Raw genomic sequence first — 13,099 nt, forward strand, 5'->3', positions numbered from 1 at the left:
TAAAACTGCCAACCCTTTCTACTGCTTTTTATCTGTAGAATTATACTTCTTTGTAATCAGCATCTACCACATCATCATCTGCGGAACCTGCAGTTGCTCCACCGGCTGCACCTGCTCCCATATCAGGGCCTGCACCAGCGGCTCCCTGAGCTGCCTGAGCATTCTCATACATCTTAGCAAATACTTTCTGTGCACTTTCCATCAGTTTCTCTTTTGCTGCTTTCATCTCAGCAACCTGATCCTCTGTCATGTTTTCAGCCTGTGGATTTGCATCTACTAAAGCTTTCAGTGCATTTAAGTCAGCCTCTACTGCAGATTTATCTGCCGCATCAAGGTTATTTCCAACCTGGTCTAATGCCTGCTGTGTCTGGAATACGAAGGAATCTGCATCATTTCTGGTGTCAATTGCTTCTTTTCTCTTCTTGTCCTGTGCTTCAAATTCAGCTGCTTCTTTTACTGCTTTATCGATATCTGCATCAGACATGTTAGATCCGGCAGTAATTGTAATATGCTGTTCTTTTCCGGTTCCTAAGTCTTTTGCAGATACGTTTACAATACCGTTTGCATCGATATCGAAAGTAACTTCAATCTGAGGAACTCCACGACGTGCTGGTGGGATACCATCCAGACGGAACTGTCCAAGGGATTTGTTATCTCTTGCGAACTGACGCTCACCCTGCACTACGTTGATATCTACTGCTGTCTGGTTATCTGCTGCTGTTGAGAAAATCTGACTCTTTCTTGTAGGAATTGTTGTATTTCTCTCAATCAGTCTTGTTGCAACTCCACCCATGGTCTCGATAGACAGTGACAATGGAGTAACATCCAGAAGAAGGATATCACCTGCGCCGGCATCTCCTGCTAATTTACCACCCTGGATGCAGGCACCAAGTGCTACACACTCATCCGGGTTTAAGGATTTACTTGGCTCTTTGCCTGTTAACTGTCTTACTTTATCCTGAACAGCCGGGATACGTGTAGAACCACCAACCAATAATACCTGACCTAAGTCTGCATTGGTTACGCCTGCATCCTTCATAGCATTCTGTACCGGGATTGCTGTTCTTTCTACTAAGTCATGTGTCAACTCATCAAATTTTGCTCTTGTTAAGTTCATATCAAAATGCTTTGGTCCTTCTGCTGTTGCAGTAATGAATGGCAGGTTGATATTGGTTGTTGTTGCAGAAGATAACTCTTTCTTAGCTTTCTCTGCAGCTTCTTTTAATCTCTGAAGAGCCATCTTATCAGTAGATAAATCAACGCCTTCTGCTTTCTTGAATTCGTCAATCATCCACTGTGTAATCTTGTTATCGAAGTCATCTCCACCTAATCTGGTATCACCGTTTGTAGATAATACTTCGATGACTCCGTCACCAATTTCAATGATAGATACATCAAATGTACCACCACCTAAGTCGTATACCATAATTTTCTGTTCTTTTTCGTTGTCCAGTCCATAAGCAAGTGCTGCTGCTGTCGGCTCGTTGATGATACGTTTTACATCAAGTCCTGCAATCTTACCTGCATCCTTGGTTGCCTGACGCTGTGCATCATTGAAATATGCCGGTACAGTAATAACTGCTTCTGATACTTTCTCTCCTAAATATCCTTCTGCATCAGCTTTTAATTTCTGTAAAATCATTGCAGAAATCTGCTGTGGAGAATACTGTTTGTCATCAATGCTTACTTTGTAATCGGTTCCCATATGTCTCTTAATGGAAGAGATTGTTTTCTCTGCGTTGGTTACTGCCTGACGTTTTGCAGGTTCACCAATCAGACGCTCACCTGTTTTTGTAAATGCTACGATAGATGGTGTTGTTCTTGCACCTTCCTGGTTTGCTATAACGGTAGGTTTTCCACCTTCCATAACTGCCACACAACTGTTTGTTGTTCCTAAGTCAATACCAATAATTTTACTCATGTTCTTATCCTCCTATGCTTAATTCGCTACTTTTACCATGCTATGTCTGATTACATTTTCTTTGTACTTGTAACCTTTCTGTAACTCCTCGGCTACTACATTCTCACCGAGTTCTTCATCTTCCACATGCATTACTGCATTATGGAGATTCGGGTCAAACTCCTGACCGGCTGCTTCAATCGGTGTTACACCAACCTCTGTCAGCACTGTCATCATCTGCTTATAAATCTTATCCATACCTTCTACGAAGCCATTGTTTTTGTCTTCTTCCGGTACAGCTGCAAGCCCTCTTTCAAAATTGTCGATAACTGGAAGGATTTTCTCTAAGATTGCGCTGGCTCCCATGTCATACATCTGGCTCTTTTCCTTTTCCGTTCTCTTACGGAAGTTTTCAAATTCTGCCATCTGACGTTTCAGCCGGTCGGTTAAATCTTCAATCTGTTCGTCCTTCTTATCTTTCTTGTCTTTCTTTTTAAAGATACCTTTCTTTTTCTCCTCATCTTCTTTCTCTATTTCTTCCGGTTCAGATTCGGTATCTTCCGTTTTTTCTTCTGCCTCAACTTCTTTTTCTTCTGAGGCGGTATTCTGTGCTTCTTCCTGCTTTTTTGCATCCTCTGCTTCTAAGTCTTCTAATACTTCCTCAAGCACTTCTTCTTTCTTTTCTTCTGCCACTTCCTTACCACCTTTCTATGCTATTCTTTCTTCGGCTTATCAAATATGCCTTCTAGTTGTGATTTCAAATTTTTCAGATTATCCATGACGTTCTCATAATCCATACGCTTCGGTCCGATAATTCCTATCGTTCCCTTCACGCCTTTACCAAGTTCATAGGTAGCTGTTACCACACTGCAGTCCTTCATGGTCTGAATTGGAGATTCATCTCCTATATAAACCTGTATGCCGTTCTCCTCATTGCTGAGGTTATCCGTCACCAGACTTACTAACTGTTTCTTCTCTTCTAACGCATCTAAAAGCTCTCCTGCTTTCTGCGAATCCGATAACTCCGGATATTTTAAGATATTCGTTGCACCGCTGGTATATATCTCCAAATCCTCGTCTTCGCTGATTGCTTCTGCTACTGCATCCAATACATCACTGATGACTTTGGAATGGATACCGGCTTTCTCTTTCAACACTGCTATGGTGCCCAGATTAATCTGATCTAATGACAATCCATTTAAATGTGTATTCAAAAGCATGTTAAGTTTTAACATATGCTCATTATCTATCGGCTCTTCTATCGGAATCATCTTATTTTTCACAAGATTGCCTTCCAATACGACAACTGCCAGAATATGTTCATCATCCACATTGGATAACTGGATGAACTTCAGGCTGTTGTGGTGATACTGCGGTGCTGTTATCATGGTGGTGTAATTCGTGTTGTTCGCCAACAGCTTTGCCACCTGCTGCAATACCTGTTCCATCTTCTCCGTATGTTCAATTACGAACTCTTTCATATCGGATACTTCTTTGTCCTTCTCTGCAATCAGATTATCTACATAGAAGCGATATCCCTTATCGGATGGAATTCTTCCTGCCGATGTATGTGGCTGCAAAATATATCCCATCTCTTCCAAGTCCGACATCTCATTCCGGATTGTTGCGGAACTTAAGTTCAAATCCGTATACTTGGAAATGGTTCTTGAACCAACCGGCTCACCTGTTTCCAGATAGTTGCGAATGATTGCATTTAAGATTTTTGTTTTTCTTTCATCTAATTCGTTCTCGTTCATTCACGTTCTCCTGAAAATGAAACTTTTATAGGTATTTGAAAAAGCTTTTTGTACTGCTTTTTCTTAGTTGTTAGCACTCAACTTGAAAGAGTGCTAATTTCTATGTACTTAAGATAGCACCATTCGTTTTTTTTGTCAACAGCATTTTATAATTTTATATTTTCTTTAGATTTGTTCTGATTCAATGCGGTTCAACACCGCACTACTTAATCCAGTAAAAACTGGGCGAGTACATAGTTGCTGATGTCCATGCCATGGTCGCTGAGCTTTATTACACCGGCTTTTTTCTCGATTAAGTCCTCTTCCTGAAGCTGGTTTAAGACTTCGCCATATACTGCTTCTATTTCCACGCCAAAAGTCTCTTTGAATTCTGTTCTTGTAACTCCCTTTAACATACGCAGGCCTAAAAACATGAATTCTTCCATCTGGGCATGGCGGCTGATTGCATCTGCACTCTCATGGAGATTCAATGCCGGTACTCCATCTATTTCCTTCGCCGAAATATTACCACATGCTTTGATATACGCTTCAATCTCTCTTATATTACTGTAGCGTACTTCTCCAATCAGGGAAGCCGCCCCAAGTCCTACCCCAAGATACGGTACCCGCTTCCAGTATCCGATATTATGCCTTGCCTCTTTCCCCGGCTTTGCATAATTGGATACTTCATAATGCTCATAACCTGCCTCTGCAAGAATCTCCTGAGTCTTTTTATAAATTTCATACTCCGTCTCTTCAGATGGCAGATGTTCTGTCGGCTTTCCGGCTTCCCGGAGCACTGCCTCGAATTTATATTTCTCATAAAATGGTGTTCCCTTTTCGATAATCAGGGAATAGGCTGAAATATGCTCCGGTTTTAATGCTATGACACGCTTTAAGCTGGTGACAAATTTCTCCGTACTCTGATAAGGCAGGGCACTCATCAAATCAACGTTGATATTTTCAAATCCACATCTTCTGGCACATTCATAATTCTCCAAGAACTGCCGGTAAGTATGGATTCTTCCTAATATCTTTAATTCATCATCAAAGGCAGACTGTAACCCTATGCTGAGACGGTTAATGCCTGCTTCTTTATAGGTAAGAAGTTTTTCCTCATTTAAAGTTCCGGGATTACATTCTATGGTAATCTCTGCATCTGCTTCCACCTCAAAGCTTACCTGAATCTGTTTTAAAAGAAGTGCGATATATTCCGGTGCTAAAAGAGACGGTGTTCCGCCCCCTATATATATAGTAGAAAGAGCCGGACGTCCCATTGTCTGTCCGTAATATCTGATTTCATGCAAAAGAGCACCCACGTAGCGGTTTTGTAACCGCTCGTCCGCAGGTGCTGATAAGAAATCACAATATTCACATTTTCTTACACAAAAAGGAATATGCACATAAAGTTCCATCTATGTTCTCCTGTCATCTATTTCTCATCTAACTTCAGTACACTCATAAATGCTTCCTGTGGAATCTCTACATTTCCCACCTGACGCATACGTTTCTTACCTTCCTTCTGTTTCTCTAACAGTTTACGCTTACGGCTGATGTCACCGCCGTAACATTTTGCCAGCACATCTTTTCGCATTGCTTTTACTGTCTCACGGGCAATTACCTTGCTTCCAACGGCTGCCTGAATCGGGATTTCAAATAAATGTCTCGGAATCTCTTCCTTTAACTTCTCACACATCTTTCTTCCACGCTCATAGGCGGTATCCTTAAATACAATAAAGGAAAGAGCATCCACTTCTTCTTTATTAATAAGAATATCCAGCTTCACAAGCTCTGACTGCTCATAACCCTTCATCTCATAATCAAAGGACGCATATCCTTTAGAACGGGATTTCAATGCGTCAAAGAAATCATAAATAATTTCATTTAACGGAAGGTCATATTTAATAACTGCACGGGTCTGCTCAATATATTCCATACTCTTATAGATACCACGGCGTTCCTGGCACAAATCCATAATGGCACCTACATATTCGGATGTCACCATAATTTCTGCTGCAACCATCGGCTCTTCCATATATTCGATTTCGGATGGATCCGGAAGATTGGATGGGTTTGTCAATTCTATCATGGTACCATCAGTCTTATGTACCCGGTATACAACGCCTGGTGCTGTCGTTACTAAATCAAGATTAAATTCTCTCTCTAACCGCTCCTGAATTACCTCCAAATGAAGCAGTCCCAAGAAACCACAGCGGAAACCAAAGCCCAATGCAATGGAAGTCTCCGGTTCAAACTGTAAGGCTGCATCATTTAACTGTAATTTTTCCAAAGCGTCACGAAGATCCGGATATTTGGCTCCATCTGTTGGATATAATCCACAGTATACCATCGGATTAACTTTCTTATATCCCGGCAATGGTGCATCACAAGGACGCTTTGCTTCTGTTATGGTATCACCCACACGGGTTTCTTTCACATTCTTAAGGCTGGCAGTAATATAACCTACCATTCCGGCTTCTAACTCATCACATGGAATGAACTGTCCGGCTCCGAAATATCCTACTTCTACTACATCTGCTTCTGCTCCGGTTGCCATCATGCGGATGGTTGTCCCCGGTTTTACGGAACCTTCCCGGATTCTGCAGAATACAATAACACCTTTATAAGCATCATACACAGAATCAAAAATCAACGCCTGAAGAGGCGCTTTGGCGTCCCCTTTTGGTGCCGGTAATTTATGCACAATCTGCTCTAATACTTCTTCCACATTCAACCCTGTTTTGGCAGAAATCCGTGGTGCATCCTGTGCCTCAATTCCAATCACATCTTCAATTTCTTCTACTACTTCTTCCGGCCTTGCACTCGGCAGATCAATTTTATTAATGACTGGAATCACTTCCAGATCATGGTCTAATGCCAGATATACATTGGCAAGGGTCTGTGCCTCAATCCCCTGTGCCGCATCTACTACCAGCACTGCACCGTCACAGGCAGCAAGACTTCTTGATACTTCATAGGTAAAGTCCACATGTCCAGGTGTATCAATCAGATTGAAAATATATTCTTCTCCATCTTTGGCATGATATATAATACGGACTGCCTGGGACTTAATGGTAATTCCACGTTCCCGCTCCAAATCCATATTATCTAAAACCTGCGCCTGCATTTCGCGGCTGGTCAGAAGCCCTGTCATTTCGATAATACGGTCTGCAAGGGTTGATTTACCGTGGTCAATATGGGCAATGATACAAAAATTACGAATCTTACTCTGGTCGATTGACATATATTTACTCCTTCTTTATTCCATGTTTCAAAAGGAAATCCGTCCACAGGGAATAATATTTTCCCAGCAGGTGAATCTCATCATAAGTATATTCCGGATTCAGATTTCCTGTTTCGTCAGTCACTACTTCATTTACATCAATATAAAATATATCGTGATTATTTGCAAGCATTGCAATTCTGTCATTCCGTTCTTTGATTGCCGGATTGTTAAAAATCGGGTCGGTCTCTGACTTTTCCTGTTTTACATACATAATGCCCTGTAAGAAAATCAGTGCATCCGGCTGTAATTCCCGGATATGATTGACAGCTTCTTCATATTTTTTCATAAAGCTGTCTACTGTACCGGTTCCCATTTCGTTGATTCCAATCATCAGATAGACTTTACCAAACTGATGCTCGCTTAATGCTTCTTCAACGGTAATCTTCGCGCCGTTTTCCTCGACAATCGGCGTATCAAACATATCATAGACCGTAAGTCCGATACTGGCATAATAAGTTGCATTATCCCAGCCGCCATAATCCCTTAATCCAACGGTTCTGGAATCTCCGATAAATACCGCATCATCAAAATAATCCTGAGTTACATCGGTAAAAGTATAAGTCTTATCCTCTTCTGCCTCCGTATCTGCAACTGCTTCTGTTGCTTCTTCCGTTGCCAGCTCCTCTTTGTCAGCATATACGCTTTCCAAATCCTCCTCCGGTTCTGCCTTATCCCATGGCAGAATGCCCTCTTTGGATGCCTGCATCATGCCAGCCACCGCCGGAACCTTCGGCCAGTCCTTATTATATTCTTTATATGCGCCCTTTGTTCCGGCTAAGGCGACACCGCTTACCAGCAGCATACTGATTGCCGTAACAATAAGAAGCGGACATTTCTTCCATTTCTTCATGGCAGCCTCCCATTAAAAACTAAAATACATAAACGGATTGTTCAGTCCATTTGCAATCTGATAAATACAAATCCATAATACAACAAACAAAATTGCTTTCATCCACCACTTCTTCCAGCATTTTTTTAATATCTTATCCATAAAAGGAAGTGATACCACAAATGCCAATAGGAAAAACACTCCATAGGTTCTGCCGTATTTCAGATAATCGCCTGCATTGACTGCGATTCCGGTTCCAAAGAACGGGAACAGTCTTGCAAAATATACTTTCAAATCAGATAACTTCGTAATTGCAAACACGACCCAGGTCAGAGGGATTACAAACCAGATGTAAAGGTGTGCCAGCCATCCATGTTTCTCTAAAAAATTTCTGATTACAAATCGTTCCAACGCAATAAATACAAATAAAATCAAGCCCCATAATGGAAAATTAATGGTAGAACCATGCCACATTCCGGTTACAACCCAGACAATCAGCAGATTGAAAAATGTCCACGCATTTCCCTTCCGGTTGCCTCCCAAGGGAATATATAAATAATCACGGAACCATCTTCCCAGTGTAATGTGCCACCGGCGGTAAAACTCAGACACTGTCCTGGAACGATACGGATGGTCAAAGTTCTTCGGCAAATCAAATCCAAGCATCTCTCCGATTCCGATTGCCATCAGGGAATATCCCTGGAAATCAAAGAATAACTGTGCAGAATAACCGAATGCTCCCATCCACGCTAACGGTGTGGAAATACTCTCAAAGCCAATGCCCTGAATATCACGCCAGAGAATTGCCAGATGATTTGCAATAATTACTTTATATCCCAATCCTATGATAAAAAGAGTCAGACCATGTTCGATTTTCTCCAGACGGATTGGATGTTTCTTTAACTGCCCTGCCATATTGGCAAACTGGGCAATCGGTCCGGATATCAGCTTTGGGAACAAAAGGATATAAGTTCCATATTCCAGATAATCCCTCAACGCTGCAGTTTTCTTCTTATAGACATCCAGCACATAGGAAAGCATGGTAAAAGTATAAAAGCTGATTCCAAGCGGAAGCGACAATCTTGTATATTTAAATATACACAATAATCCGATATTATAGCAAAGCAAAATCACAAGCATGGTATTTCTGCTGCTCTTCCTACTTATATGATCCATCAGTAATACCAGAATGTAGTTCAGACTCATGGAAAACAATAAAAGAAGTGCATCCTTCCAGTTTCCCATGGCATAGAATACCAGACTGCCAAAGAAAAGTACCGGATTTTTATACTTTACCGGTACCAGATAATATATAATAAGAAAAATCGGCAAAAACCGAAATAAAAATTCTAAGCTTGAAAATTCCATGATAACTCCATATCTTTCGTTTTATTTTACGCATCTCTTTTATTATATAAGAAATGCAAGTGATTTCAATGTGTTTTTCCGAAAAAGTTATTACATTTTCATTACGAAATGTTTTTCTAATTTTCTCCATGCAGCACTCTGTTCAAAAGGTCTGCCAGTGGAACCATGGCATTGCGTGCCTCCTCCTGCGTGTTAGTATAGGAACCCATTTCGATCAAAAGATATTTCTCTTTAAAATGCATATTATACCGGTATCCTTTTAAATAAATCGGGCGGGTAAGATTCGGATAATACTCTGCCGCTGCAATCTGCATCTGCAGGGAAAAAGCAAGATTCCCGGTAAGGTTTGGATTATTGAGATAAGAAATATCTCCTAACGCCTTTGTCCGGCTCAGTCCGTTAAAGAACATAATCGGTGCCATCTGCACCCCGTTTACCTCCCGCACCATATGCTTATCCACTGCATCACGATGTAAATCTATTACCACTTCTATGCTCGGATTCTCTGCTAACAGCTGCTCAATGGGTCCCTCCGCATTGGCATAGGCGTGATCTCTGTCTCCCACATCATACTGTCCCATATGATGCATGACCTGAAATCCATATTTTTCCTGTAACAGGCTGGTAAGATATTCCCCTGTTCCCATAACGCCCGTCATTACATCATTTGGGTCGGAATCTGCAAACATTTCCTGGGAATGGGTATGGTAAATCAGAATCTGCGGCTGGTCTGCCGGCGTTTTTATGGTTAAATCCATATTTAACAATTCTTCTGCATTTAACTGACTGCTATTGATGGTTGTTGTATTGTCCACCTGATAAAAATTCTGAATCAGATAATCAAAATCATTTAATTTTTCTCTTGGAATCTCCACCAACGGCTGAGAGCTGACTGCTGTATTATCCGGGGCTGCCGGCTGCTCTGCCGCTTCTGCTGCCGCATCTGCTCCTGCCTGCGCATTTTCCTGCTCCATTTCTGCCACTATGCAGTCCTGATTCTCTCTGCTGGCTGCCTCCGCCATCTGCTTAGCCTCTACTTCCGCTTCATCCTTTCCTTCCAGTGCAACAATCTCTTCTTCTGAAAGGCTGCTCTCAATTGTCGTATCATAAGTCCTTATGGTATCTGCATATCCGATAAGTGGTATCTGGTCTGTCACTTTTTCCAGCAAAAAATCACTCAGTGTCTGTTCCTGCCTGCCCTCTGCCATATAGGCAACAGTCGGAATATACTGTCTGGTCATGGACATGGATATCTCATTTTGTATATAAGAAAAAAAACGTTTTGCCAGTGTTTCCCTTCCGGTTCCCGCTTTCACCATAAGAAAAAATGCATACAACAGAAAAAGTGCAATAGCAGACTGCCTGTACCATTTTTTTCGTTTCCTGACCAGTTCCGTTTTTCCCTGATATCTTTGCCCATAGACTCTCATGCTGCCAGCACCTCCTGTTCTGCCATAGCAAACACTATATTCTATGCAGCTTCTGTCCCTTTAGAACCGGGAGAATGCCAGATTCAGTCCCTCTGATATGGTATAGCTCAGCCTTTTTACCGCTTCATCAATATCTTTTGGGGTTACAAACATTGCATTCAAATGTGGAGATAAAAGTTCTCTTGCCAGCTCATGCTTTTCAATTTCATCCAGACCTGCCAGCCCATTTCCCACGCTTTTTAGCTGCGCTGACTCCCGCATGGCTCCGATTAAGTCACTCATGGTATCCGAAACTATCGTTGCGGCATCTACTACGGTAGGAATTCCTATGGCAATTACCGGAATTCCCATGCTTTCTTTATTAATGGCGTGCCTGTGATTGCCCACACCGGAACCGGGATTGATTCCGGTATCCGTAATCTGGATGGTACGGTTCAGACGCTTCACGCTGCGGGCCGCCAGTGCATCCACCACCATTACAATATCCGGTTTCGTCTCTTCAATGACTCCCCGGACAATCTCTCCTGATTCCATGCCGGTCTGTGCCATTACGCCCGGCACAATTCCGCTTATCTGGCTCGTCGCCTTATTTCCAAAGGCATATTGTCCATATTCCTTGATAATGTGCCTGGTAATCATCATATTATCTACTACATAAGGTCCTAATGCATCCGGTGTCACTTCCCGGTTGCCAAGACCCACTACCAATATCTTGAGTTCTTCTTTTTTCCCCGGCAGCATGGTTTCAATCACTTTTGCCAGCTGCCCGGACACTTCTCTGTGATAATCCTCATCTTCTTCCATCATGTCCGAAGCCTCAATGGTAATATATGTTCCCTTCGGTTTTTTCATTGCCTTTGCTCCGTTTTCTGTGTCAATAAATACCCTTGTAATCATGATTTCCGGTGAAATTCTTTCCTCATCCACCCGTACTCCCTTTACTTCAATATGATCTTCATCAAATTTTTCTCTCGTCTCTAACGCGAGGTCTGTTCTTACCTGAAACATAGCTTCACTTCCTGTAAATAATTTTTCCAAATAAATTTTCTTTATTATTTTTTACATTTTTTCTCCAAATATGTATTGACAGATGTAAATATGTGGGATAAACTATCATAGTATGTTTACATTAGAACGTCCGTGTCCGGCTTTAATGAAACAACCAAAAACAATAAAACAATCATATTGGAGGTGTACAGGTTGGCTAACATTAAATCTGCTAAGAAAAGAATTCTTGTAAATCAGACCAAAGCTGATAGAAACAAGGCTATTAGATCAAAAGTTAAAACATCTATTAAGAAAGTAGACGCTGCAATCGCTGCAAACGATAAAGAGGCTGCTGCTGCTGCATTAGTTGCTGCAACATCTGAAATCAACAAAGCTGCTACTAAGGGTGTTTATCACAAGAACACTTCTTCCAGAAAGATTTCACGTTTAAACAAAGCTGTGAACAAAATGGCATAATTGCCGGAAGAGCATAGATTATAAACGATTATAAAAAAGAACGTTTCGTACCGTCATTCGAAACGTTCTTTTTTTATGCACTGTATTTTACAATCAGAAGTTCTACGGCTAACTGGTCTGCCATTCTTCCCGTCTTGACATCCTCTTCTGCCTGTCCGCAGTCTTCAATTGCTTCCTTTAACTGATTTATTTTAAAAGCTCCTGCCTGCCGAAGATTCTTCTGCACTGCAAAGCTTGGCATCCCTGCAGTCTTTGCAATACTGACAGCAGGATATCCTTTTGCTGACATGCTTTTTATCAAAAGCAGATTCTGGAACTGTCTTGCAATCAGGAACAAAATCCGCATGGGTGCTTCCTTTAATGCCAGTAAATCGTAATATAAGTCCAAAGCCTTCTTCTGATTCTTAGCAGAGATGGCATCAATCATTTCAAAGATTTTATTTTCCGTCTGTCCGGTACAGATTGCCTCTACATCTGCCGCAGCAATTTCCGTCTCATCCAATGTATAACAGATAAGCTTTTCTAATTCCTTATCAATATTTTCCATATCGGAACCGGTCTTTGACAGGAAAAGCTGCATCACGGACTGGGTAATTTTCTTCCCTTCCCGCTGGATTCTGCCCAGTATCCAGCGAATCAGCATATCTTCCTTCGGGGTCTCAAATTCTACGGCACTTCCAGCCCTGGATGCTGCTTTAAATAATTTGGAACGCTTATCCACTTCTTCTTCCACAAAAACAAAGCAGGTGGATTCCGGCACCTGGCTCATATATTCTGCCAAATCATCACAGCTGTTTTTAAAGAAGCCACTGTTTTCCACCAGAATCATACGTTTTTCTTTAAAGAATGGCAGTGTCTCCGATAAATCAATCAGTTCCTTTGGATTAATATCCTTTCCCTCATATGCTGAAAAATTCATCGTATCATCCGGCTCTACCAGTGCATGTTTTAGCTTATCACGATACTGCCGTTTCAGATAGTCTTCCGTTCCATATAAAAGATATACGTTTTTTAATTGTCCCATTTTAATGTCATTATCTATTGTTTTCATAAAGGATATTATACTATATTTTTACTTCTTTATCA

11 protein-coding genes are annotated in these 13,099 nt (G+C 41.4%); 1 reads left to right on the plus strand and 10 read right to left on the minus strand.

The genetic code is table 11. The features are described 5' to 3' along the window. Nucleotides 1-40: 40 nt before the first annotated feature. The 9 genes from dnaK to gpr form a co-directional block, all read right to left on the minus strand. The gene (gene dnaK / locus DWX96_RS03280; RefSeq protein ID WP_118056787.1) at nt 41-1,921 is read right to left on the minus strand and encodes a molecular chaperone DnaK; all 1,881 of its coding nucleotides are present in this window, start codon (nt 1,919-1,921) and stop codon (nt 41-43) included. 18 nt (nt 1,922-1,939) lie between these two features. Then, complete coding sequence (grpE, locus tag DWX96_RS03285; RefSeq protein ID WP_022243084.1) at nt 1,940-2,593, minus strand: nucleotide exchange factor GrpE; 654 nt, start codon at nt 2,591-2,593, stop codon at nt 1,940-1,942. A gap of 20 nt (nt 2,594-2,613) precedes the next feature. After that, the gene (gene hrcA / locus DWX96_RS03290) at nt 2,614-3,657 is read right to left on the minus strand and encodes a heat-inducible transcriptional repressor HrcA (protein ID WP_022243085.1); all 1,044 of its coding nucleotides are present in this window, start codon (nt 3,655-3,657) and stop codon (nt 2,614-2,616) included. Between the two features lie 206 nt (nt 3,658-3,863). Then, nucleotides 3,864-5,051: a radical SAM family heme chaperone HemW gene (gene hemW, locus DWX96_RS03295; protein WP_118056788.1), complete on the minus strand. Its 1,188-nt coding sequence runs from the start codon at nt 5,049-5,051 to the stop codon at nt 3,864-3,866. Between the two features lie 17 nt (nt 5,052-5,068). Then, nucleotides 5,069-6,880, minus strand: a complete 1,812-nt coding sequence (gene lepA / locus DWX96_RS03300) for a translation elongation factor 4 (RefSeq protein ID WP_022243087.1) — start codon at nt 6,878-6,880, stop codon at nt 5,069-5,071. Between the two features lie 4 nt (nt 6,881-6,884). Beyond that, on the minus strand, nt 6,885-7,772 hold the full coding sequence (locus DWX96_RS03305) for a GDSL-type esterase/lipase family protein (protein WP_118056789.1): 888 nt from the start codon (nt 7,770-7,772) through the stop codon (nt 6,885-6,887). Nucleotides 7,773-7,784: 12 nt separating this feature from the next. Beyond that, nucleotides 7,785-9,119 (minus strand): MBOAT family O-acyltransferase, encoded by a 1,335-nt coding sequence (locus tag DWX96_RS03310; protein WP_117696991.1) that lies wholly within the window; start codon nt 9,117-9,119, stop codon nt 7,785-7,787. Between the two features lie 116 nt (nt 9,120-9,235). Next, nucleotides 9,236-10,549 (minus strand): stage II sporulation protein P, encoded by a 1,314-nt coding sequence (locus tag DWX96_RS03315; RefSeq protein WP_242988716.1) that lies wholly within the window; start codon nt 10,547-10,549, stop codon nt 9,236-9,238. A gap of 60 nt (nt 10,550-10,609) precedes the next feature. Beyond that, nucleotides 10,610-11,557: a GPR endopeptidase gene (gpr, locus tag DWX96_RS03320; protein WP_117696988.1), complete on the minus strand. Its 948-nt coding sequence runs from the start codon at nt 11,555-11,557 to the stop codon at nt 10,610-10,612. A 192-nt stretch (nt 11,558-11,749) separates the two neighbouring features. On the opposite strand from gpr, the gene rpsT reads away from it, so the two are divergent. After that, a complete protein-coding gene (gene rpsT / locus DWX96_RS03325) occupies nt 11,750-12,013 on the plus strand; it encodes a 30S ribosomal protein S20 (RefSeq protein WP_022243092.1) in 264 nt (87 codons plus the stop codon). A 73-nt stretch (nt 12,014-12,086) separates the two neighbouring features. On the opposite strand, the gene holA is transcribed toward rpsT, so the two are convergent. Next, nucleotides 12,087-13,064: a DNA polymerase III subunit delta gene (holA, locus tag DWX96_RS03330; RefSeq protein WP_118056790.1), complete on the minus strand. Its 978-nt coding sequence runs from the start codon at nt 13,062-13,064 to the stop codon at nt 12,087-12,089. Between the last annotated feature and the right edge of the window lie 35 nt (nt 13,065-13,099).

Source organism: Roseburia sp. AF22-2LB (assembly GCF_003461125.1).
Lineage (GTDB): Bacteria > Bacillota > Clostridia > Lachnospirales > Lachnospiraceae > Roseburia_C > Roseburia_C amylophila.